Origin of the sequence: Bacteroides sp. K03 (assembly GCF_019734355.1) — a bacterium.
GTDB lineage: Bacteria > Bacteroidota > Bacteroidia > Bacteroidales > Bacteroidaceae > Bacteroides > Bacteroides nordii.
The window spans coordinates 1-26,440 of record NZ_JAASHC010000027.1 but is presented as its reverse complement, the minus strand read 5'-3'; the positions used below and the strand labels follow the sequence as shown (position 1 = coordinate 26,440).

Sequence of the window (26,440 nt, the reverse complement as noted above, 5' to 3'; positions counted from 1 at the left end):
TTGTAAACTTTAGTTGTTTGTAAAATCAGGAAAAGTTATTCTCCCGTCCGCTCTATTCTATTTTTCCGATATTCCTGTATAAATTCTTCCAACACTCTCGCTCCTCTTTCGGTGGCTATCCCACGAAGGAAAGTAAACATGATTGACTCATAAACTTCCAAAAAAGGATACTCTTTGCAGATATCCGTATTCATCAGCAAGTCAAATTGTTCACGAACGAGTAAATTGACAATTGCAAAATTCACATCATCCCGGAAAATACCTTGTTCCACACCCGATTTGAAAAAAGCAATTGTACTTTCCGAATCTTTATCGCGATTCTTTTTCACCATATTAAAAACATGAGGATATTTCTTCAGATCCTCAAAAAAGCGTTTGTTAGTCTGATGGAACATCTCAATGCTCTTTTGAAAACACACCAAAATAACCTCCAATACATTTGTTGACTCAGCCAAAAGATTTTCCAGAAACTCATTTTTATCCTCCTGATTTTTCAGAATAACCTCTCTCAACAACGTCTCCTTGTCTTCAAAAACTTCATAAAGCGTACGCTTTGATATACCTAACGAGGTAGCTATATCATCCATCGTTATGCTTTTAATACCATGTAAAGTAAAGGCTTCAGTGGCTTTCACTATAATTCTGTCTCTCAACTCTACTCTGTTCGAAATTTCTTTTGCGTTAGTACTCATCATCCATTTCTTTATAATTAGCCGTTTTTACTATCTGTACTTTCACACTAATAGCTTGTGAAAACGGAACAAAGATAGATAGAAAACTCAGATTACAAATTTAGTTTCCATATTAATCGCTTACATTTGATAATTATTATAGGTTAACGAAGCAATGTGAAAACAAGTGTTAACAATAAGTACACCACAAAAGTAGATAATCAGTAAGATATAGAAAAAGTTTTCTCGTCAATATAGGGGTAATAATCGACAAACAACGGATATATTCCGGTAAGTTCCCGGGATATATCCGCTATAGTTTTTCATTTTCAGGTAGTTTTTACCTATAAAGAAGAAAAGAAACTGTTAATAATCAAACTTTGTCCGGTTAAGGAAAGCTACTGTTTTATGAATCTCCTTATACATCACAATGTCATCTTTAACAAAAGGAACTTCTTTCCGATATTCGGCCAAAAAACGTTCCAGTTTCGCAGAGGTTTTCTCCGGCCGACGGAATTCAATCCCCTGAGCGGCATTCATCAATTCGATAGCAAGAATGTGTTCCAGGTTATCCATTACCTTATATAACTTTGTAGCCGCATTGGCTCCCATACTGACATGGTCTTCTTGTCCGTTGGATGAAACGATGGAATCACTGGAAGCAGCATAACAGTACATTTTATTCTGACTTACCATAGAAGCGGCAGCATACTGTGGTATCATAAAGCCAGAATTCAATCCGGGATTAGCAACCAGAAATTCAGGTAAACCACGAAGCCCCATTATAAGTTGTGCGACGCGACGCTCGGAAATATTTCCGAGCTCGGCAAGAGCAATGGCAAGGAAATCATAAGAGATAGCAAGGGGCTGCCCGTGAAAGTTCCCCCCGGAGATAATACGGTCTTCATCGGGAAAGATAGTAGGATTATCGGTAACGGAGTTGATTTCGGTCAGCAATACGGAAGCAACATAACGGATAGCGTCTTTCGTGGCGCCATGTACTTGCGGAATACAACGGAACGAGTATGGATCTTGTACATGTGCTTTGGGACGTGTAATGAGTTCGCTACCTTCGAGCAAATTTCTGAAAGCCTCACCCGTTTCAATTTGCCCTTTATGCGGACGGATTTGCTGAATACAGTCCATAAAAGGTTCGATACGTCCATCAAAAGCCTCAAGCGAAATAGCAGCAATAAGGTCCGCTCTTTTAGAAAGCCGGAAAGCTTTGAGAATGGCAAAAACCCCATTGGCACTCATAAACTGAGTACCATTGAGCAGGGCAAGCCCTTCTTTACTCATCAGTTTCACGGGTTCCCATCCAAATTCGTCAAGTACATTGATAGCTTCGCGTTTCTTCCCTTTGTAGTTAACATCGCCGACTCCAATCAGTGGTAAGAAAAGATTGGCCAACGGAGCCAGATCACCCGAAGCTCCCAAAGAGCCACGGTCATATACGATGGGCATCACATCATTGTTAAAGAAATCAAGGATACGTTGCACAGTGATCACCTGCACACCACTATGCCCCAGTGACAAAGCATGGGCTTTGAAAAGCATCATCAGCTTGATGATAACCGGGCGAATTTCCTCCCCCACGCTACAAGCGTGACTTTTGATAAGATTCTCCTGCAAAGTGCCGAGTTCATCAAGAGAAATATTCTTGCTACACAAGGAACCAAAACCGGTAGTAATACCATAAAGGGGGGTATCAGAAGCAGCTATTTTTTGGTCTAGATAATCACGGCATCTTTGAATGCGAAGCTTTGCTTCAGGAGCCAGTTCCAGTTTCAAATTCTCGTTGATGATGCGCTCGATGATATCGAAAGTAAGCTCACCTGAGCCTACATAATAAACGTTGTTCATATTCTTAAATCTTGGTTGATAGCATCCAGTAACTCTTTCTCTTTGACACAGGTTTTATGCTCCAGTTCATCCGCCTCAGATTGTAACTGTTCTACAAAGGTTTTATCTTTGAGCGAGCCAAGATTGATACGGACGTTCATCAAAGCACCCAACACAGCCGAACGAGCAGACATCATGGCTACACAAGCGTCGGTCACCGCATTACGGTTCCCTAGTTTAGCCACATCAGCAATAATACCCATCAGTTCGTAAGCATTACGGGCCACCTGCATAGGAACAAGGGCAGCAAACTTTGTAGCTTCCTGAATGGCAGCACTACGGATAGCTTTCTCTTCATCTGTATTTTTGGGTAATCTAAAACAATCAAATACTTTATTATATGCTTCAGAATCACGATCAATATCGGCCACAAATCCCGTCTTCTGTGTAAGAGCAAGAGACTGAATATGTTTCATGATTTCTCCGGTATCTTCATAGCCTTTCTTACCAATAGTCAAGCCTGCTACCATAGCTGCCAAAGCAGATGCAATAGCCCCATTAAGAGCTGCTACACTACCACCACCGGGTACAGGATCGCTTCCGGCTACTTTATTCAGAAAATCTGTTACTGTCAAATCTACTAACATAATGATCTTATTTTTTTAGTTTTATCATTAAACTACAGGATAAAGAACACCTCTCTTTATCGTTGTATTCACACAATTCATACCTATATAATAAGGTAGAATATTATAGTCTGTTGAGTCCAGAACTACGAAGTCACCTTGTTTACCAACTTCAATACTACCAATACGGTCGGCCCGATTCAATGCAGCAGCTCCGTTCAAAGTTAATGCAGTAATAGCTTCCTCAATAGTAAAGCCCATGTAAATACAAGCAAGTGCAAAGGTTAGTGGGATAGAGCCGGAAAAACAACTACCCGGATTCAAATCTGTAGCTAAAGCCACGGCACAACCGGCATTCATCATATCACGGGCACGAGCATAGGGTTCTTTCAGCGCAAAAGCAGTCAGAGGTAGCAAGGTAGTTACCACTCCGGCTTCAGCCATTGCACGAATACCGGTATCAGAAGCATGTAGCAGATGATCGGCAGACAAGGCATTTAGTTCAGCAGCTAATTCGGCACCTCCGAGCGAAACGATTTCATCCGCATGAAGTTTCAGCAGGAAACCTTGATCACGTGCGGCTGTAAGTAAACGGCGGGACTGTTCTATCGAAAACACCCCTTGTTCACAAAAAACGTCACAACATTCGGCGAGTTCGTTTTGCCGGATAATGGGAAGCATTTCATGAATCAGGAAATCAATATATTCATCATCCCGTCCTGCATATTCCGGTGGAATGGCATGCGCCCCCAAGAAAGTGGATACAATATCCACCCGCTTATGCTCATCGTTGTTCAAGCTACGCATTACTTTCAGTTGTAGCAACTCGGTGTCGCGATTAAGTCCGTAACCACTCTTTCCTTCTACAGTAGTAACTCCCATCATGCTCATCTTTTTCAAAAAACCTTCGGCTTTGGATCGCATCCTGACAAAGTTTTGCTCACGGGTAGCCTTCACCGTACTGGCAATCCCCCCTCCACGTTGCATAATGGACATATAGCTTTCTCCTTTCAAACGCCAGGAGAATTCTTCTGCACGTTCGCCTGCAAAAACAAAATGAGTATGCGAATCAACAAAACCAGGTAGCAAACACTTGCCACGGGCATTATAGTGCCAATAGTGATGATAATAACCATCACGCTCCTCACCACGATTCTGCCCAACGTAAGTAATAATACCATCAGTAACTTCTACCGTACCGTTTTCAATAATCTGCAACTGTGACATCTCTTCACCTTTCCGGGCGGAAAAGCCAAGAGGAGTCACAATCTTTGCATTAAATATAATCAGGTTTTCGCTCATACTTATATATTATTTCAAATCGTAAATTCCCCTTAATCTACGTTTCATATATCATTCCATAATTCGTGCTTCAAGTACTTGTTGCATAGAGAAATTCTCCAAACCAAGATAATAGGAGGCGGTATCAATCAATGCCTCCATCGGAACAAGACCGATAATTTCACTCCCAACAATACTCACACCATAGCGCCGGGCCTCGATACGTACCAGTTCAAAAGCACGATAAAGAGCTGTTTTCGTATAATCGGTCATATTGATAGATACCTGTGTGATTCCCCGGTCCTTCAATTCGACTCCCATTGCCTTACAATAACGAAGTCCACCACCTATAAAACGAATCTTTTTAGCAATATCATGAGCTATCTCCAGATTAGGGGTGCTAAGATTAATATTATAAGCTACCAATGGCATACGTGCACCGATAGCAACAGTTCCTGCTGTTGAATGCCGCTCGGCCGGACCAAAATCAGGTGTCCATTCAGGAAGTTTTATCTTCTCTGCCATACCTTCAAATTCACCTTTGCGAACAGCAGCCAGATTCTCACGATGAGGGGCCGAAGCTGATTTCTCATATAAGAAGACGGGAAGCCCGTAAAGTTCTGCCACCTTTGCCCCCACTTCTTTGGAAAGTGCGACAGCCTCATCCATCGTTGTATTCTTTATCGGAATAAAAGGAATGACATCTACTGCTCCCATACGAGGATGTTGCCCAGTATGATGGTTAAGATCGATTAATGCAACGGCAACTCCAACTGCTTCTATGATAGCATCCCGCAAAGCCTCCGGTTCTCCTACAAGAGTCACCACCAGGCGGTTATGATCTTCGTCATTACTATAATCAAGTAGCTTTACTCCGGCACGTGCACGGAAAGGGGATATTATTTTTTCTATTTTCTCCAAATCACGGCCCTCGCTAAAGTTTGGGACGCACTCAATAATTTTATTCCAGCTCATAGTTCGGTTATTAATTTATTAATTAGTTCTTCATCTGCAACATAAGGCATCGTAATATGATAGTTTTCCCCATGCGTTTTGTTGAAAACTTCACTTGTTTCCATAGCATGCTCATTACGTGCCCATGAACGACGAGCCACACCGCCCATCACATCCCAAAGCATTGCCGAACGTAATATTTCATCCACCCGCTCACTACCATCGCATACCATACCAAAGCCTCCGTTTATCGCTTTTCCAATGCCTACACCTCCTCCATTATGCAACGCTACAAGGCTCATACCCCGTGCACAATTACCTGCAAAACACTGTACAGCCATGTCTGCCATTACATTACTACCATCTTTTATATTGGAGGTTTCACGGAAAGGTGAATCGGTTCCGCTGACATCATGATGATCACGCCCCAACATGATAGGCCCTACTTCACCACAACGTACCATTTCATTGAAACGGAGCGCTATCTTCATTCTCCCCAGCGCATCCTGATACAGGATACGTGCCTGTGTACCCACTACCAAACGATTCTTTTCGGCATCACGTATCCAGTTATAATTATCCAGGTCCTGACTGCGACGATTCACATCGATACATTCCATTGCAGCATGATCGGTCTTTATCAAGTCTTCATGTTTACCACTCAGGCACACCCAACGGAAGGGGCCATAACCATAATCGAATAACTCCGGTCCCATAATATCTTCTACATAACTGGGCCAGATAAAGCCGTCTTTCTCATCCACCCCATTACGCGAAATCTCCCGAACTCCTGCATCATAAATAGCTTTCATGAAGGAGTTTCCATAATCAAAAAAGTAGGTGCCACGGGCTACCAACTTCCTTATCACTTCAAAATGGCGACGAAGCGAAATATCTACCAGAGAACGGAACTCTTCGGGAGATTCATGCAAGAGACGGGTTCGCTCCTCGAATGTTAGTCCGGCAGGACAATAACCACCATCATAAACAGCATGACAAGAAGTCTGATCAGAAAGTAGTTCAATAGGTATATTTTCTCTTTCGGCATATTCCAAAAGGTCGACTACATTACCATGATAGGCCACAGAACAAGGTTCACCATGCCGCATTGCTTCCTGTACCATGCGGTAAGCCTCACCCATATTATTTGTCACATGTCCTACCCACCCTTGTTCATACCGGGTTTCAATACGGGAAGCATCTACCTCGGCCACGATACAAGCTGCACCAGCAATCTCTGCCGCTTTGGGCTGGGCGCCACTCATACCTCCTAAACCGGAAGAGACAAACAAATGTCCCCGCAAATCTTTATCCTGGGGAATACCAAGTTTCATACGACCGGCATTCAGCAAAGTGTTAAAGGTACCATGTACAATCCCTTGTGGTCCGATATACATCCAGCCACCGGCAGTCATCTGACCATAATTGGCCACTCCCATTTGCATAGCCACATGCCAGTCATGCTGATTATCGAACTGCCCCACCATCATCGCATTGGTAATTATTACCCGGGGAGCATCAGGCCGTGAACGGAAAAGCCCCAGTGGATGCCCGGATTCTACTACAAGCGTTTGATCTTGAGTCAATTCTTCAAGATACTGCTTAATAAGGCGGTATTGCATCCAGTTTTGACACACTTGTCCGGTCTCACCATAAGTAACAAGTTCATAAGGATAGAGGGCAATATCAAAACAAAGATTATTATCAATCATTACCTGGAAAGCTTTACCTTCAATGCATTTGCCCCGGTATTCATCAATAGGCCTGGCTTTTAAGTCGCCTTCGGGACGGAAACGATAACCGTAAATTCTTCCATGTGTACGAAGCTCCTCCATAAATTCAGGAGCCAGTTGTTCATGTAATTCTGTAGGAATGTAGCGCAAAGCATTCTTCAAAGCAGTAGCTGTCTGCGCCGGGGTAAGCGTATAACCACGATCCGGTGCCCGCCGTATACCTTCTACAAAATTTGGATAAGCAGGCAAAGTGTTGCAGAGAGTCATTTTCATAATAATAAGGATTAAGGATTACAAACTGTCATCTTTTACAGCTTGATAACTCTCCGCAATATAGGAAAAAGGAAGGAAATCACAAAGATTTCAAGACATTTATTATCAAAAAGATTATTCCTTTACAGTTTTAAGTAATCTAAGATACTTCCCGGTAGTTTCGGCAGACTCGCTATTTTCATGGAGATAAGCTTCCTTCCATTCCGGATAGGAATCCAATAAAGCACACATCCGGTCTTTTCCCACGAAGTCAATTTTACCGGTAATAGCATCAATCTCATAATATACACGTTTCGAAACCAGGCTGGAAGCGGCTATGGCATCACCAACCACCCCTCCCAACGTAACATCCATTGTAACCGAAGAACTTGCCGCAACTACTCCAATAGGTATGGCACTAAAAAAGATATTCTCATTTACGCACATAGCAGGAGCATACCACCCACCAAAACGGAGGCGTTTATAGCGTAGCTTCTTGCAGTTAATATAAAGAGATGTATCTTCCTGTACGGCAAAACAACGGTTTTTCAGATATTTGCACAATGATTTGTTATCATCGGCACTGATCTTGTAATCAGCCCCTCCGGACAATGAAATATTATTTTTAGTTCGCTTTTCTATTTTCAATGCCGTCACCGTATCGCCATCATGAGCCAGTAAATCTTTCAGGTTGGAATAAACAATGTTCTGTGCAACCAGAGGCAGTCCCACAATACTCATTAAACAAATAATCCACAGTTTTTTCATAAGTACCTCCTATCTACAGCATTAATCGTTTGGAAAGTTACATCATTTGACGAATTGAAGCAAGTTTTTCAGTCGAAAATTTCTAAAAAAAGAAAGAAAAGCTTGACTGGGGTGTTAATTGCTAATGCAAACCAGTCGTTGGCCATTAAGATCAACAATGAACAAGTTCACCACAGAGAACACAGAGTAATATTTTTCTGTTTTAGACATAAGAACAAAAAAGTATATTACTTGCATAATCCGTCTTTAAACTCTTATCTCAGCTTTGTGTTCTTTTGTTCTTATGTCTAAAAACTCTGTACCCTCAGTGGCCTCTGTGGTGAAATACACTCAAAGCCGTTCAGTTTTGTGCTAAATGGCGCCTGTTATTACCATCTATCTCTTTCTCCGATATCGATAAAGCCGCAACTCGTAGAGTAATGTATGGTGCCTCGGTGTGTAGCGTTGTTTTACATGTACATGTAAAACAGTACGACATGTGCATGTGGAGCAGTACGACATGTGCATCTCATGCAGCTTTACATGTACATGTAAAACAACGCTGTGCACCGGAAAAAAGAACGTTCCTTTCTGAGAAAGACAGAAAACAATACCGGACAAGGGTAACAACGGCGTTTAGGGACACTTCCGGCACCGAAAAGATATGCCCATAATCTTCGTTACTGATCGATAACTCTGTCTGTGGTAAATTTCACAGAGTTTTATTATCCGGATAAAACGCAGATTAACGCGAATTATCGCAGATCAAAATCCTGTTCTTCTTTATCTTATACTTATTTTTCTTTGCGAAAATCTGCGTTCATCTACGCTTCAATGAACCATCGCTCGTCGTATCTCCCCGTGTGGGAAACACTCATTACTGGTCAATATTGGTACTTTCTCCTGAAACAGCCTACTTTAGTTAATAAAAAGTAAATCTGCTATTGACAAAAACAAGCCCCACACACGCTACCTGTTAATTATACTACTTTTGTAAAAAACAAATAAAATAATATGGAACAGCTAAAGAATATTATCAATACTTATCAGGATATCATTAAGAGTGCAGAGCAGAAACTCGGAAAAGCAAAGCAACAGATCTACCGTATTGGCACTTTAAGACTAATATTATTCGTAGCCGGCATTGCAGGAGTTATTCATTTTTGGGACAATGGATGGATTGTTATCACAGGTGTGGTTGCCCTTACTTTCGTCCCTTTCCTTTTTCTGGTAAAGTTACACAATCGTTTGTTTTATCAAAAAGAGTATCTCGAAAAGAAAATAGAAATAAACCAGCAAGAACTTCAGGCTATAGAATACGACAGTTCTTCTTTTGACAATGGAGAAGAATTTATCAATCCGGCACATCTCTATTCATATGACCTCGATGTGTTTGGTGAACGTTCACTTTTCCAGTATATCAACCGTACTTCAACTGATTTAGGCAAAAAACGGCTGGCTGCCTGGCTCAATACCCATCTGGAAAGTAAAACTGAAATAGAAAAACGTCAGGAAGCTGTAAGGGAACTTGCCCCGGAACTAAAGATGCGCCAGCGTTTCCGTATACTCGGTTTGCTATACAAAGGAAAATCTGCCGATGAAGAGGAAATAAAAGCATGGGCCGACAGTCCCAGTTATTATAGGAATCATGCTATCCTCCGGGCACTTCCTTTCATCGTTCCTGCTATTAATATTATATTTATAGCACTGGCCATAGCAGGTATAGTATCAGGTACAGTACCAGGTATTATCTTCGTTGGCTTCTTCCTTCTCAGCTTTGCCTTTTCAAGAGGAATAACAAAGATGCAGGCACTCTATGGAAAGAGGCTTCAGATACTTGCTACTTATGCCAGCCTCATTCATATCATTGAAGAAAAAGAGTATCACAGTGCTGCACTACAGGAGATAAAGGAACTTGTAGGTGGTGACAAACAAACCGCCTCACAGGCTGTTAAAAAACTTACTGCTTTGATGAATGCACTTGACCAGCGTAATAATATGCTGATGTCTTTTGTTCTGAACGGTGCTCTTTTCTGGGAATTACGACAGATTATGCGGATAGAAGCCTGGAAAGAAAAGCATGCTTCCGAACTCCCATCCTGGCTCAAAGCTATCGGAGAGATGGATGCTTATTGTTCATTAGCTACTTTCGCTTACAACCATCCGGAGTATATCTACCCACAAATTACTTCTACTCCCTTCTCTATGGAAGCGGAGGCATTGGGACATCCACTCATGAACCGTGATAAGTGTGTATGCAATGATATAGATATCGCCAAACGTCCTTTCTTCATCATCATCACAGGGGCTAACATGGCAGGGAAAAGTACGTACCTGCGTACAGTAGGAATCAACTACCTATTAGCCTGCATAGGTGCACCTGTATGGGCCAAACGAATGAAACTGTATCCGTCCCGACTAATCACCAGTCTGCGCACCAGCGATTCACTTACGGATAATGAATCTTATTTCTTTGCCGAACTAAAACGCCTGAAACTTATCATCGATAAGCTCGATGCAGGTGAAGAACTATTCATCATCCTTGATGAAATATTGAAAGGAACAAATTCCACCGATAAGCAAAAAGGTTCTTTTGCCCTTATCAAGCAATTTATGGCACTGCAGGCTAATGGCATCATAGCCACACACGACCTTATGTTGGGGACACTTATTAATCTCTTCCCCGAAGATATCCGCAACTATTGTTTTGAAGCAGAAATCACCAACAATGAGCTTACTTTCTCTTATCAAATGAAGAACGGAGTAGCACAGAATATGAATGCTTGCTTCTTAATGAAAAAAATGGGGATTGCCGTCATAGACGACTAATCTCCATTTCCTGCGATTCTTCAACTAACTCTTTTCATTTCAACTGAAGACTCAGCTTATTTTCCGGCAAAGTATTCGAACTGTTACCATACATAATTTCATAATCTCCCGGTACAATACGCATGGTATTAGTTTCGGGATCAAAAAATTCAAAGGCATCCGGTGAAAGTGTTATATTGACTGTGACAGACTTACCCGCTTTCAAGGTTACCGGACGGAACGCCCGAAGACTTTTCACCGGTCCCTCTTCATCGTCCGCTTTACGAATATAAATCTGTACTACTTCAGTCCCGTCGCATTTGCCTGTATTCTTTACATTTACTTTAAACTGCACCGGCTGATTGATAGTAGCCACCCGCTTATTTAATCCGGCTTTTGAAAGTTGAAATGTTGTATAACTCAATCCATAACCAAAGGGAAATAAGGGAGCCTCTGTCATATACCGATAGGTGCGTCCTTTCATACTGTAATCTTCAAAGTCAGGCAACTGCTCTGTGTTTTTGTAGAAAGTGACAGGTAATTTACCACTCGGATTGTAATCACCGAATATGATATCAGCGACTGCTGTTCCACCAGCCTGACCGGGATACCATGCCTGTAATATGGCATCACATGATTGAGTTTCGGGAACCAATGCCATTGCCGAACCGGAACAATTGACAAAGATCACTTTCTTACCAGCTTTCTTCAATGCTTTCAGAATGTTACGTTGTACTTCCGGCAGTTCGATAGAAGTCCGATCACCACCAGCGAAGCCGGGACAATTCACAAAGTTCTTCTCTTCACCTTCGAGATTAGGAGAAATACCACCAACAAAAATCACAACATCCGCATCCTTCACTCTTTCGGCTACTGCTTCGGGAGCAATCTGTTGATAGATACCTAAGTCGAAGCACAACAGAGCCTCAGCGCCAGCCTGCATGTACTCTATTTTGATCTTATACTCTTTCCCGGCTATGGCCTTTAGCGTATATTCTCTTTTGGCACTGGCATGTGTCCCCCAATAGTTGATAACCTCTTTATCGTTCACATAAACACGATAGCCATCATCACCTTCAATAACCAATGTATAATCGGCACTGTTCCGCGGGCGAAAAGTCCCCTCATACGAAGCAGTAAAATTGTAAAGGTTCACTCCCGGAGCATACACTGTGTTACCTCCATTATTGAAGTTGAAAGGAGTGCTGACTTGTTGGATAGCTGCCACTTCACCTTTCAAATCCAGATTATTCCAATAAGTACCGGTAAAGCCAGGTTTACCGTTGTTAGATATTTCACTGAAATAAGAATCGAATACTTGGTTCGTGAGTAACTCACATCCTTTCTCGTAAGTAACATTGCCTATTTTATTACGAATTCCTTCAAGAACAGTCACCGTGTGAGATGGAGTCCCTTCATAATTTCCCCATTGCATGACTGAATCGTTGGCATTAGGTCCCATTACGGCTATACGAGCACCGGTTTTACCCAATGGCAATACCCCATTGTTGTATAGCAACACCATCGATTTGCGGGTAATATCCAAAGCCATTTGCTTGTGCATCTGACAATCTACCGTATCGATACTAATCTTACTCCAAGGAACCAAAGCATCATCGTCCATCTCTCCTAATTCAAAACGGGCTTTCAACAGACGAAACAAGCTGGTGTTGATTCTCTCTTCAGAGATAAGCCCCTCTTTTACCGCCTTGTCCAGGTGAGCATATTCAATGCCACACTCCAAATCCGTTCCACTGAGCACAGCTGCCGCACTGGCATCGGCCGCGTTCTTGTGGGTAGCATGGCGATCACTATAGAAAAAGTCACTGATAGCTCCGCAATCACTCACCACCACATGCTTATATCCCCAATCGTCACGTAAAATCTGAGTCAGCAGTCGATTACTTCCACAACAAGGATCGCCCTCAAACCGGTTGTAAGCACACATTACCTCTTTCACATCGGCTTCTTGTACCAATGTTTTAAAAGCCGGTAAATAGGTTTCCCACAAATCGCGGGGAGAAATATTCTCAGCATTGAAGGAGTGTCGTTTAGCTTCCGGCCCGCTATGCACTGCATAATGCTTGGCACAAGCGTGAAGTTTATCATACTTGGCGTCGGCCGGCCCTTGCAAACCTTTTACTACTGCCACTCCCATACGACTTGTCAAATAGGGATCTTCTCCATAGGTCTCCTGACCACGTCCCCAGCGCGGATCACGGAAGATATTTACATTGGGAGTCCAAAAAGTCAAGCCTTCGCAACGCACGCCTCTCCGACCTTGCCGATGTGCATCGTGATACTTGGCACGAGCCTCATCGCTGATTGCTGTGAATATACCCTCTATGGCTTTGTCATCAAACGATGATGCCATCCCCATCGTAATTGGGAAAACAGTAGCGATTCCGGCACGAGCCACACCGTGTAGCGCTTCATTCCACCAATCGTAGTGAGCTATACCCAAACGCTCTATCGGGAAAGATTCATTTTGCATCAAAGTTACCTTTTCTTTTAAGGTTAGTCGCCCTAACAAATCTTCGGCACGCTCTTCCGGAGAGAGATTGGGATTCTTGTAAGGCTCATTTTGTGCCATACCAACCAGAGTAGCTGTACTCAGGCATAAAGTGACAATAAACTGTTTCATCATATTCCTTTTTATTTATTTTTATTCCTGCACAAGTCTATCAGTAATAACGACCTATTGAATTATCTATTTTATTAAGTGGTACTTCAAATTTAATTCATACTATGCCAGTGTTTTATTGAAACGCAAATGATCGCAGATTTTCGCAGATTAGATGGCTTGCTGCACTTAAGGGACGATATTCTTTGCGTAAATTTGCGATAATCTGCGTTTCAATGATACGATCATTTAATTAGGATACAGTACTTAGCTTAATAGTTTCCTCAATTCTAATATTCTCAGAAGAACCACCCACCTGAAATACATACTCACCTGCGGGAGTCACAAACTGACGTGTCTTCTCATCCCAATAACGTAACTCCTTTTTAGGTACAGAAATAGTAATATCTGCAGATTTTCCTTTCTTTAAATGTACTCTGGAGAAACCTTTCAGTTGCTTTAACGGCATGTATGTTCCCGTTTCCGGATAACGGACATATACCTGAGCTACCTCATCACCATCGTACTTTCCTACATTGGAGAGATTGAATGTAATATCAACCGTATCATTTGACTGCGTAATACTCTTTTTCTTATATTTGAACTTCGTATAACTCAATCCGTAGCCAAACTCATACAGAGGTTTCCCTTCGAAATACTGATAAGTTCTATTTTTCACAGAATAATCATCAAACGCAGGGAGCTCGTCCAACGAATTGTAATAGGTCAATGGAAGACGTCCACCCGGATTATAATCACCAAACAGAACTTCGGCCACTGCATTACCTCCCTGTTCACCGGGATACCATGCGTTCAGTATAGCCGGAATATTTTCGTCCATCCAATTGATGGCCATAGAACTTCCGGCAACCAATACTACAACCGTATTTGGATTTACTTTATAAAGCTCTTTAATAAACTCTTGCTGATCAATAGGTAATTCAAGCGAATAACGATCCTGACCTTCTCTTTCAATAGATTTATTAATACCCAGTACCGCTACTGTCACGTCACATTCCTTTGCTACTTTTCCTGCATCTCCAAACAATGCTAAACGGTTGGTCTGATCGGTAACCGGTGCTTTCCAGTAAAGGCGTGCGAAACAGTCACCACCACCATCAAAATATTCCACTCTTAAATCATACGCTTTACCGGCTTCCAGTTTCACTATGACTTGATCCATCTGGGCACTTCTCTCTGTCCAGGAATCTATTAATTTCTTACCATCTAAAAACAAGCGGCAACCATCGTCTGTCTTCAACCCTAAGGTATAATCACCCGATACAACCGGCTTTAGAGTCCCTGTCCAACGAATAGACATGGGAGCTTCAGGTTGAAACCGGTCAGGACGGTGAACAGGATCATAAAGTAACTCTTCCTCCGTACGTACAGAAGGTGTACCTTGCAGATCGCTGTTACTGAAATATTCTGCTTTCAGACCATTTGGGAAAAAGCCCTTGGAGACGGGATCAAAATCAGTACCACTGGATACCCAAGGGGCATGTACAACTTTTATATTTGCATTCTCGGCGTATTTCTTAATGCCATCAAGTACAGAAACCGGAGTATTTTTAGGATTACCACTATAATCCCCGAATTCACAATGGGCAGCACTGATACCTACTACAGCAATGGATCTTATCTTTTTCCGGTTTAAAGGCAGGAAGTTCTTTTGATTCTTTAGAAGAACCATACTTTGGCGAGCTGTTTCTAAAGCTAACTCCTGATGTTCTTTACAACCGATGACAGAGGGTTCTATTTTATTATAAGGATTCTGCGACGGATCATCAAAAAGCCCTAAAAGCATCCTGCCACGTAAAATACGGTAAGCAGCAGAGTCAATTTCCGCTTCGCTGACCATGTATTCGTTGTATGCCTTCAGCAATGGAGCAGTATACACGCGATCTCCACACTCCAGATCAAGTCCGGCTTTGAGAGCCAATGTAGCAGCCGCTTCCAGATTCTTCACATATTTATGTTTTGTCACCATCCATTCGGGGGCACTACAATCCGAAACAATATAACCGTTAAAGTTCCAGTCACCACGCAATACTTTCTTGATCAGATAGGTGTTGACAGTACAAGGAACATCGTTTACAGCATTATAAGCCATCATGATGGATTGTGCCTTACCATCAACGATACAACGCTCAAAAGCAGGCAAGTAGTATTCACGTAAATCACGTTCGGACATCCTGGCATTACAACTTGAACGATTATGCTCTTCATTATTAGCAGCAAAGTGCTTCGGAGTAGAGACTGTTTTCAAGTAACGGGGATTGTCTCCTTGCAAACCTTTGACAAACTCACAACCAATCCTTCCGGAGAGGAAGGGATCTTCCCCATAAGTTTCAGGAGTTCTGCCCCAACGAGGGTCACGGGCCATATTTACTGTAGGTGACCAGAACGTGAGCAGATCACTGGCACCAGCAATCTGTTTCTTTCCATAGTCCAACTCTTTCCAGCGTCCTCGTGCTTCATCCGAAATAGCAGTGGATACCCGAAAAATCAGATTAGGATTCCAGGTAGCAGCCAAGCCTATAGCCTGAGGAAACACAGTAAACTCACCCGGACGAACTACTCCGTGCAAGGCTTCATTGCCATGATTATATTTGTCTATGTTAAGACGGGGAATTTCTCTTGCGTCATTCACCAACAGAGAGACCTTTTCTTCCACCGTCAATCTATTAAGCAAATCTAAAATACGCTCATGCTGAGGAGCGGTCATGTCACGAAACAACTCAGTCTTGTTCTGTGCCTGTCCGGACAGAGAGAACACTAACAATGGAATCGAGCATCTTATTAATTTCAGAATCTTCATTATGCAAATTTATTGTTTAATAATTAAAGGGTTATCGTATTAAATGTTTTGGGAGCCAGTGTAGTATTTATCACATAGCCTTTACAAGCTATCCGTACTTCCCGTTCTTTCTTATCCTTATTAGCACAAAGAATGACAATCTGATTATCAGTGTTTTTGAAAGCCAGTATATCATCACCATTCAATACTTTCAGCTTACAGGCTCCTTCTTTTATAAAATGGCTTAAATGCTTCATCAGATAAAACTCCGGGGTATAAACCACCTCTTTTGTCTGCGAATCAATACGAATCATCGTATTTTGTTTCCAGCCCCAGGAACTGGTTCCATCATCCACCAACACCATATTCCAGTACATATAAGAATTGACGCCACCATTTAAATAGGTTTTCAGCAAATCAAAAGTATGTTCCGCAGCCGCCCAATCGAAAGTACCACTGCCACATTCGTTTTCTGTTTGCATCAATTTCATAGCAGGATATTCCCGGTGAATATCAGCTACAATCTCTTTTCCCTCCCATTGCAGACCAATCCCACGGATATACTCAGAGGCATCGGTATTCTCCATTACACACTTCAGATCTTCCATTTTGTTACAATTGAACGTACCGAACCACAAATCGACCTCCGGATGTCTTTCGCTAAATACAGGGCCCAAATATTTACCAATAAAGTTTGCCATAGCTTGGGGTGTCCAACTACAATTCGGCCACTGATGCTTTGTATACGGTTCATTCTGAAACTGTAGCAGAGAAATATCAATACCATTCTCCTTATAAGCATCTATAAACTTAGATAGATAGAGAGTGTAGGCTTTGAGATATTCCGGTTTTTGAATAAAATGATCTCCTGCTACTTCATTTTCCTTTGTAAAATCATTATGATCTCCGGGAGCTGTCGCATAGTGCCGGGTAGTTTTCATCCAAACCGGAGGGCTCCACGGTGAAGCCCATAACTTTAAATCCGGTTGAATAGCCAATGCCGCCTTTATATATGGAATCAATCCTGTTTTATCGCGTGCTATACTAAAGTTCTTCATTTCAAAGTCACCCGGACATTCATTAAAGCTATACCAATCACGGGCATAGTCATTCGCACCGATTGGTAAACGGCAAAAAGTATATCGCACTCCATCCAGCCCAAATAATTCTTCCAGAATAGTTTTACGTTGTTTTTCAGATAACAGAGTCAAAGCGTCCCATCCCAACTCATTGAAACATCCTCCGAAGCCATCTATAACCTGTTCCTGAAACTCAGAAACGATAATATCTGCATTCGATTCAGCATACTTCTGAACTTTAATACGAGTCTTTTGCCATGGTAATTGTTCAGAAGTGGTATAAATCTCAGCCCTTTGCGCATTCAATGACAAACAACTGTGCACTAAAAAGAATAATAAAAATAAGATCCTAATCTTCATATAGTTAAGTTAATCATTAATACATGTAACCTCAAGTGAAGGAGGAGCATCATTTACACTTGATCCCCATTCCGGATTACACAGATTTCCCATTATAAATTCCAGTTTGCCTCCATTCATTATATCTTCGTGACTAAACCAAGGCTTAAACCATACTTTGCCATTAAGCTTGGCAGACTGAATATATTTATTGTCAACCGAACAATTACGGGCAACGATCTCCAATACTTTTCCACTACTTAGCTTTAATTTAACGGAAGAGAAGAACGGACTTCCAATATTATATACCGGTAGTCCCGGAGTGACCGGATAAAAACCCATCATTGAGAAAACAACAAAAGAAGACAGTCCGCCACCGTCCTCATCTCCGGGAACTCCCATCAGATCATTTCTAAACCACTGATGAATCAGCGAACGTATCCGCTTTTGCGTCTTCCAGGGAGCTTGTGCATAGTTATATAAATAAGGAATATGCAAAGAAGGCTCATTAGCCATCGAAAACTGCCCCACATTCCCGGTGTGATCGGGTAATTGAGAATAAAATTCGTACTTAGGTTTGCCCAGCCATTCATTAAAGGTCGCATCTAAGTTATTAACAAAAGCATCAGCTCCTCCCATCATCTGCACTAAATCGGCAAAGTTGTGTTGAACATCCCAACGATAAGTCCAACCGTTGTTCTCACCATAATACTCACGTGCGCCCATTCCTCCGGAAAAACGATAATCAAATGGTTCTATAAAATAGCCATCTTTATCTTTAGGATGAAAAAATAAAGTTTTCGAATTAAACAGATTCCGATAGTTATAAGAAGATGACAAATAAGAATCCGCTTCCGTCTTTAGTCCAAGGGCAGCAGCAATACGTGACAGACACCATTGATCATACGACGTTCCTAATGTCACAGCCACCGACTGACGTTTTTCAAAAGAATTAACCTCAAGTACTGTCTCTTTTTCTCCGGGCATCAAAGAGGGTATATAGCCTTTCTCTTTATAAAATTGATCTATCCAACCTGATTTGGCACTCGACCATGGAGCCAATGTCTTCTCTTCTATTCCTGCTTTAGTATAAATATATGCCTCTTGTAGATCAAAATCACGTACCCCTTTATACCAGGCATCTGCTATAATAGCAACTCCATGGTTACAATTCATTCGCCGGGAATCACCTGTCACTTCGGGGAAGTTGGGAAACCAATGGTCTGAACTCAATTCCGACATTCTCAAATAAGAACGTATTATATTCGTCTGTTTCTTTTGATCCATCAATATCCGTAAAGGATGAGCGGCCCGATAGCTATCCCATATCCAATCGTCTGTATAATAATCGTATCCGGCATCCTCATGGACTTCATTATCATATACACTGAAATAATATCCATCTTCACTAATATTCACCGGACGTTCCAGGCAACGGTATAAAGAGGTGTAAAAAACAAACTTATCATTCTTCGTACCACCAGCGACTTGTATTTTACCTAACTCATCGTTCCATATCTTGCGTCCGGCGGTTGCAACATCTTTCAACTTATAGTTTTTAATTTCTCTTCTCAAATTCTTCTTTGCTTGCTCTACACTAATATAGGAAACACCGTAACGAACATTCAAAGACATCGGAGCAGCTTCCCACGCAACCACCACACAAGTATTGTCTCCTTTAGCTTTCTGTTTACCTACCTCCCATTTATCGGACTGAAGTGTGCCTATCCTTGTCGGTTTCACATCCATTTCCATATAAACATATACCCGCAAGTTATTCCACATATTCTGATAGCCGGAAATAATATTTCCAGCAACCTCCAATTCACCATTTCCTGCATTCAGGATAAGATAAGGAGTTTTATTTTTCTTATAATTAAAATGATATATTGCGGATTGATGAGACGGAGCAAATTCAACATGCAATTGTTGGTTACACAAATCCACCTGATAATGATAAGGTTTTGTGGCTTCATTGTCGTAATTAAAATTAATCACCCGGGATAGTTCAGACTCATTTCCCTGAAAGGGCGATAGGTTAAAAGCGAAAGATCCCCGATGACTGATCTGTATCAGAGGAAGTCCATGAATTTTATCGGAAGTATAATCACTTCTTTGCGGATAAACCCGTAACATGCTGTTGGGCAGATGTACAATCGGATATGTTGGTACCAACAAATGACTGATATTCCCCATGTATGGATTTACATAGTCAACCGGTTTTTGAACAGAAGAGGCTTTCAATCCTACAACGGAATTCATTCCCATTAAAAAGAATACAATAAGTATTTTACGTACAATATTTACCATAAATAAATAGTTACATGTGTTTTAATAAGTGTTACTATAGAAAAACAGATCCCATGGAACGATTTGTTGTTATGCATCTCTACCCCCCATGAGACCTGAATAAAAAATCACTGAAAACAATCCTTATTTATCTTAAAATACAATGCCTGTTACCTTATCATTGTTTCTTCCATGGTATACCAAATATCATAATCGGCATCGCCATTGCTTCCGTCTTTCCCATCTTTCAACAAACGATAGCGATAATTCAAATAAAACGCCTGATATTTAATATTATTCTTTTCATAAGTCGTATAATAATTACTTTCTCCTGCCTTATCCAACATTTCAATTTGAGCAGTCCCCATCGGAGTAATGGTTAAAGTAGCATCTTCATCTATTGTAATGCACATTGCATACTTCCTGATGTCCGCTTTCGTTAATTTAGAAGCATCATAACTATTCAGCCCAACAAAACAACGAATAGAGTTCTTCGTCAAAGGTAACACATAACGGGTTAACGAGAAGGATTTACGAATATCTTTATCCTTTTCGGCATCAAAATGTTCTTCCAGACCTCTTGTTTGATAAGTTGTTACAGGCGATTGAAAAGCATAATCATTTTTCAACAACACACGATATAAGACGGTACGCTTATCCGGATTTATCTCATATGCCGATACACTCTTTATACGCAATGGTATCAAATAAATAGAATCGGGTGACAATCCTTCCGGACGTACATGTACCGGTATAGTACTATAGTTATCTTCACTATCCGCTTTTAACACTGTACTCATAAGCGGTATATCATAACGGGCGGGATCAAGCAGATGTGCAAATTTCGATTCATCAATATCAAAATTCAGCTTATTATACTTTGCCAATGCCTCGTTATCAGGTTCCAGCTCTACAGTTACATCCTGATCGATATGCTTCGTTCCCCCGCACCCAATACTGATATATCCGGTAGACACTTCCTGATTCAAATCGTGATTCACCGAAAAAGTCAGATTTTCAACGCTTAGGACATTTATCACTTTCTTGTACAATTCTTTGTCAAATTGTGCATCTTCGTCACATGCTGTCATTCCAAAAGTCACAGCAGCTATCAATAATATACGACTTGCTTTCATATTAATATTCTTCTATTCATATCGTTTACATTAATCATCCCATCCCGGATTCTGGTCCAATTGAGAGGCCTTTCTCATTTCATCCCGGGGAATAGGTAAAAATACGGTCTTCCTATCAACCACACGGTTACGGTAGTCGGCATGAGTGACAACAGAACGCTGATAGAAATCATATTGATCCCCTGTTATATTCATTCCTTCAATCGGTTTATTTTCTTCCTCCTCATAAATTCCCCAACGACGAATATCATAAAAACGGCGTCCTTCAGCTAAGAATTCCACCAATCGTTCTATCACAATCTGTTTATCCATACTTTCTTCTGTAGCATAATCTTGTGGACGTAATCCCGGTAAACCAGCTCTATAACGGATCTGATTAAAAGCACTAATCATATCCTGAAGATTGCCGGCTCTTGACAGTTGATAGGTTTCACCACTTTCCATCGTTATTGAGTGTGTACTATTCAAATGATTAACAGCTTCTGCATAAGACAAAAGAATTTCAGCATAACGAATAATAGGAAACGCTTTACTCACCCGGGTTCCCCCGTCAGCCCAACTGTCAAATGGATTAATATATTTTTTCAACACATATCCGGTCACAGCATAGTTTATTTTTGCATCTTCTCCGGAAGCAGCATCCATTCCGGCAGAACCTCCTTTATAATAAGTAACCGTTACATTCTTCTTATCTGTGGAGTTGGATGAAGTAGCCGGCCAGAAACAACCACTAAATCCAACGCAGGCATAGAATCGCATTTCACGATTAGCATACATATTATATGTATCTCTATTCAGACGATAAGCAGAGAATGTCTCTACCTTTTTGGTTTGACCTTCTTCTGAATATTCATCGGGACCCGCTTCCTGAATTGTTTTTCCACCACGCGTTTTATATGCATCAATAAGCTTCTGCGTTAAACACATACCATTATAACCACCCATATTGATCGGAAAAGACTGACGTGTGAATTCTGCCACATCTCCGGAATTCCGGGCCCAGATAAATTCTTTGTTCTGAGTTGGATAAGTTTCTCCATTGAACATATCCGTATAAGATTTCAAAGGGTCAATTCCACCAGCTCCATTCGGAAAAGGATCAGAAGGCACACCCGCCGGCAATGGAGGAGTTATATATGCACCATTAGACAAAGCAACTACCGTATGCAATGTATAACGTTGTCCACCATCCATTTCCATCACTCGTCTGGCAGCAGCAGCCGCTACAGCCCACTTTCTTTCATCATAAGTCTGAGAAATATACTGTACACCATCTGTACCACGCTTCCAATCTCCAAAATAACGATAGGCCGCTGTACCTCCATTAAATGCCGGACTGGCAGCCTGCAAACGTATACGGGCAATAATTGCATAAGCAGCCCCTTTAGACGGACGACCAAAATTCAAAATGGGCACATCAGATGATATATATTTGGCTGCCATTTCCAATTCAGAACAAATATACTCCACTGATTCATCATAAGTTACACGCGCACGATCGTAATATTCAGCATCCGCATTCGTATCCAAAGGCTCATCTCCTATTATTATAACCGGTCCATAGTTCATCAGGATATGATAATAAGCATAACCACGCAGAAAATGAGCATACCCCAATAATTCCTGTTTTTCTAACGGAGTAATATCCTTGCATTCGTTCATCCTACTCATAATCAGATTGGCTTTACGAATCACTTTATAGCACGTCCCCCAAACACCAAGACCTTTAGTATCAGCAGCAGAAACCTGCCCCAGTGTCAGAGCTTTCCCATGAAACAATCCAGGATCCATCAATGTAAAAATATCATCGGCAGCCGTAATACCAGGAGTAGCGTCGTTCCCGAAAATCTTACTCTCGTCCGGTAATTCTCCTGCTGCTCCCCACAAATATTTTTCCAGGTTCCTCTTATTAGAGAATACCGAGTCATATTTTAATGTATCGTCAAAATACTTATCAACACTCAAAAAATCACATGAGCTCATTAATCCCAGTGCTAAACACGAAATTAATAATACACTCTTATCTATGAATTTCATACTCATTCAAATTAAATCAGAAAAACATTACTTAAAAATTCACATACATCTGGAAAGCAAAGCGCTGCGGAATAGGATATGCACCACCATTATGATCGGCCTGCTCAGCATCCCACAGTTTCATCGGACTCCAAATACATAAATCAGACGCAACAAATTGTAAATCAAGAGAACGTACTCCCAAATATTTCAACAATTTACCTGCAGCCAAGTTATAGTTCACACTCACTTCCTGTAGTCTCAAATAACGTGAATTAGCATGCCAAAATGTGGAGAACTGGGTATTGTTCTTATTACTACCATAGCTAAGGCGAGGGAATTTTGCATTCGGATTCTCAGTTGAAGGATCACCGGAATAAGAAGCCGGCGTCCAACGATTATTCTGATCGGCAACGATTTTCAGTACATTACCGGTCTTGCCACCATAGAAAGGAATGTAACCTTCACCATTTTTCCCTTTATCCCAATATCCATTATCGTCTACAAAATAATAATCAGTATTACCGGTACCTTTGAATAAGACACCTAAGGTTAAATTTTTATAGACAAATTCCCCACCAAATCCGTACATCAAACGCGGATAGTTCGGATAGGATAAAGGCACCTGATCATCATCCGTAATCTGACCGTCACCATTCACATCTTTATATTTGATATCACCCGGTAAATAATCTCCAAAAGTTTGCTTGGGGCTGGCGGCAATATCTGCTTCATCCCGAAAAAGTCCTAAAGCAATATATCCGCGATATGCATTATTCACATAGCCTGCTTTATCCTTATAGCTATATTTCTGCACAGCCTGTTCCCAGTTTTGTACTTCATTGGCAGAATAAGTAAAGTTTCCACGCAACGTAAATGACATGTCTTTATTGATTCGCTGTGTAAATGAGATATTACCATCTGATCCATAGCTTACCATTTTCCCGACATTACCATACGGCATTTTCTGCAAACCGGCATATTCCGGGATCAGTTGACGTTCCTGATAGATACCATCACGTTTATCGCGGAAAATATCTACCACAAAGTTCAAACGTTCGCCAAACAATTTAGCTTCAACACCGATATCCACTTTCTTAGCAACCTCCCATTTCAGATTATCAGCTCCGATTACTTCCTCTGTAATAAATCCGCTGGAACTTCCCCAACCTCCACCACTACCTGACTTCATAAGTGTCAAATAAGGAAAACGAGTATTCGTCAAACGGTCATTACCTACCATACCGTAAGATCCGCGAATCTTTAAGAAATCCAGCCATGGCATCTTCTCACGTACCCATTCATATCCGGTAGGAACCCATCCAGCAGCCATAGCAGGAAAGAACCCAAATCGATTTTCCTTGGCAAAATTAGCAGAACCCGTATAGCCGAAATTCAAATCCAAGAAATAAGTATCACGAAGTCCGTAAGTAATACGCCCTGAAAGACCTTGATAACGAATTGGAATAGCATACATACTTTGCAAGCTCGGATCTTTATCATTAAGGTCCTTATCTATCTTCTGTTCACTACTCATGTAATAGTACAGCAGTCCGGTCAGACGATGATATTCTGCAAAAGTTCTTTCGTAATTCAGCATTGACTCGAAATGCACTTTATAAAATTGCATATCTTCAGGATGTTTATATGTGACAGGTTTACTCTCTACACTTGAAAATAGACCGAGCTTACCTGTATAATGACGTCCCGCTGCATAAAACATCTCAGGAAGTACTTCACGCTGTTCTTTCAGATTCACCTCTGTATCATAAGCAACCTGTACCCTGCCACTCAACCCTTTCGTTATCATTGAAAAGTCTTGCTTCAATTCCACAGTAGATTTTCCGCGAAAATGCCGTATATTACTCATTCCTGTATAATTCAACATCACATAGGGAGAGTACGCATTATCTGCTCCATAAGCAGGCAATTGTCCGGTAGAATAAACTTTTGGAATAGTCAGCGGAGTTAAGTTCCGCTGTGTAGCCCACAAATTATCTGTATTTGCATTACCCGGCTCGGACTTTTCAGAAAGAAATCCGTCTGAACCAAAATAAACAGTGGTTGTCTTGGTAAGATTGATGTCCAAATTGACACGATAGTTGTACGTACGATACCCTACTGCCGTTGAATATTTCGATGACTTCTCCTGCTTATAAGCTGAAGACTCATTGGACATGCCCAAGCTTAAATAGTACCGTGCCAAACTACCTCCACCTTTCGCATTTACATAATACGTCTGTTGCAAGGCATTACGATTCAGAACTTCATCTTGCCAATTCACATCCGGATATAAATCCGGATCAAGCTGGTATTTGATCAGATCCAATGCCATATCTGAATATGCAATCGGATTTCCCCGAACAGCAAGCGCCTCATTTGCTAATTTTGCATACTCATAAGCTCCCAAATACTCCGGCATGTTTACCATGTGAGAAATAGTCAAATTGGCACGTCCTGTGATTTGTAATTTATCAGCCGTACCTCTTTTGGTAGTTACCAATACAACTCCATTTGCTCCACGAACTCCATATACAGCTGTTGCGGAGGCATCTTTCAATATAGAAAAACTTTCAACATCCGACGGGTCAATTTCACTCAAGTTACCTTCCAAACCGTCTATCAATACGAGAGCACTGCTATTAGCACCAAACGTACCAATCCCCCGAATCCAAAACTCTGAGATATTTTTTCCTGGTTCACCACTGCGCTGTAATGAAATAATTCCCGGAATACGTCCTCCCAACATATTGTTGATATTAGTTGCCGGAGTCTGTATATCTGCTATATCTACATTCGTAATAGCACCGACTACACTGGCTTTACGTTGTGTCCCCATCCCCACAATAACCGTCTCTTCGAGTACTTGTGAGTCTTGTTTTAATTTAATTACAACATTACTTTCCTGCCTGGTTACCAAATACTCTTCCTGCTTATAACCTAAGAACGAAATGGCTATAACATCATTTTTTTGAGCTTTCAAAGAGAACTTACCATCAATGTCTGTGATAGCGCCCACTCCCGGAGAATTTTTAACATAAACATTGGCTCCCGGAACCGGCATATCCAAATCATCGTATACTACTCCAGACACTGAAAACGTACTTTTTTGTTGTGCAAATACAGTTATATAGCTACACAACAAGAACAATAAAAATATATATTTCTTCATACTTCTATGTTGTATTCCTAATAATTGAATACTTTTTTATTTGTTATTAACTTTATAAATCAATTAGTTATC

At 41.2% G+C, this 26,440-nt stretch carries 15 protein-coding genes; 1 reads left to right on the top strand and 14 read right to left on the bottom strand.

Annotation, left to right across the window (positions count from 1 at the left end):
- Positions 1 to 35: 35 nt before the first annotated feature.
- From HCG69_RS15980 to HCG69_RS15950, 7 genes are all read right to left on the bottom strand, one after another.
- Positions 36 to 692, bottom strand: a complete 657-nt coding sequence (locus HCG69_RS15980) for a TetR/AcrR family transcriptional regulator (protein WP_007487322.1) — start codon at positions 690 to 692, stop codon at positions 36 to 38.
- A gap of 345 nt (positions 693 to 1,037) precedes the next feature.
- Positions 1,038 to 2,534 (bottom strand): histidine ammonia-lyase, encoded by a 1,497-nt coding sequence (hutH, locus tag HCG69_RS15975; RefSeq protein ID WP_221650873.1) that lies wholly within the window; start codon positions 2,532 to 2,534, stop codon positions 1,038 to 1,040.
- Complete coding sequence (locus HCG69_RS15970) at positions 2,531 to 3,160, bottom strand: cyclodeaminase/cyclohydrolase family protein (protein ID WP_221650872.1); 630 nt, start codon at positions 3,158 to 3,160, stop codon at positions 2,531 to 2,533. The genes hutH and HCG69_RS15970 overlap by 4 nt, the downstream gene beginning before the upstream one ends.
- Before the next feature lie 27 nt (positions 3,161 to 3,187).
- Positions 3,188 to 4,441 (bottom strand): imidazolonepropionase, encoded by a 1,254-nt coding sequence (hutI, locus tag HCG69_RS15965; protein ID WP_221650871.1) that lies wholly within the window; start codon positions 4,439 to 4,441, stop codon positions 3,188 to 3,190.
- Between the two features lie 51 nt (positions 4,442 to 4,492).
- A complete protein-coding gene (gene ftcD / locus HCG69_RS15960) occupies positions 4,493 to 5,395 on the bottom strand; it encodes a glutamate formimidoyltransferase (RefSeq protein WP_221650870.1) in 903 nt (300 codons plus the stop codon).
- The gene (locus HCG69_RS15955; RefSeq protein ID WP_221650869.1) at positions 5,392 to 7,380 is read right to left on the bottom strand and encodes a urocanate hydratase; all 1,989 of its coding nucleotides are present in this window, start codon (positions 7,378 to 7,380) and stop codon (positions 5,392 to 5,394) included. The genes ftcD and HCG69_RS15955 overlap by 4 nt, the downstream gene beginning before the upstream one ends.
- Positions 7,381 to 7,494: 114 nt before the next feature.
- Positions 7,495 to 8,127 (bottom strand): DUF6563 family protein, encoded by a 633-nt coding sequence (locus HCG69_RS15950; protein WP_221650868.1) that lies wholly within the window; start codon positions 8,125 to 8,127, stop codon positions 7,495 to 7,497.
- A gap of 993 nt (positions 8,128 to 9,120) precedes the next feature.
- On the opposite strand from HCG69_RS15950, the gene HCG69_RS15945 reads away from it, so the two are divergent.
- A complete protein-coding gene (locus HCG69_RS15945) occupies positions 9,121 to 10,935 on the top strand; it encodes a MutS family DNA mismatch repair protein (RefSeq protein ID WP_221650867.1) in 1,815 nt (604 codons plus the stop codon).
- A gap of 34 nt (positions 10,936 to 10,969) precedes the next feature.
- Here the strand turns inward: HCG69_RS15945 and xyl3A are convergent, their stop codons facing one another.
- From xyl3A to HCG69_RS15910, 7 genes are all read right to left on the bottom strand, one after another.
- Entirely contained in the window at positions 10,970 to 13,558 is a 2,589-nt protein-coding gene (gene xyl3A, locus HCG69_RS15940) for a xylan 1,4-beta-xylosidase (RefSeq protein ID WP_221650880.1), read from the bottom strand.
- Positions 13,559 to 13,790: 232 nt separating this feature from the next.
- Positions 13,791 to 16,358: a glycoside hydrolase family 3 protein gene (locus HCG69_RS15935; protein WP_221650866.1), complete on the bottom strand. Its 2,568-nt coding sequence runs from the start codon at positions 16,356 to 16,358 to the stop codon at positions 13,791 to 13,793.
- A gap of 23 nt (positions 16,359 to 16,381) precedes the next feature.
- Positions 16,382 to 17,776, bottom strand: a complete 1,395-nt coding sequence (locus tag HCG69_RS15930; RefSeq protein WP_221650865.1) for a glycosyl hydrolase family 30 — start codon at positions 17,774 to 17,776, stop codon at positions 16,382 to 16,384.
- A gap of 9 nt (positions 17,777 to 17,785) precedes the next feature.
- Entirely contained in the window at positions 17,786 to 20,065 is a 2,280-nt protein-coding gene (locus HCG69_RS15925; protein ID WP_221650864.1) for a GH92 family glycosyl hydrolase, read from the bottom strand.
- A 149-nt stretch (positions 20,066 to 20,214) separates the two neighbouring features.
- Positions 20,215 to 21,180, bottom strand: coding sequence for a BT_3044 domain-containing protein (locus HCG69_RS15920; protein ID WP_221650863.1), 966 nt, complete (start codon positions 21,178 to 21,180; stop codon positions 20,215 to 20,217).
- Positions 21,181 to 21,210: 30 nt separating this feature from the next.
- The gene (locus tag HCG69_RS15915; protein WP_221650862.1) at positions 21,211 to 23,217 is read right to left on the bottom strand and encodes a RagB/SusD family nutrient uptake outer membrane protein; all 2,007 of its coding nucleotides are present in this window, start codon (positions 23,215 to 23,217) and stop codon (positions 21,211 to 21,213) included.
- A gap of 31 nt (positions 23,218 to 23,248) precedes the next feature.
- On the bottom strand, positions 23,249 to 26,368 hold the full coding sequence (locus HCG69_RS15910; RefSeq protein WP_221650861.1) for a TonB-dependent receptor: 3,120 nt from the start codon (positions 26,366 to 26,368) through the stop codon (positions 23,249 to 23,251).
- Positions 26,369 to 26,440 lie beyond the last annotated feature (72 nt).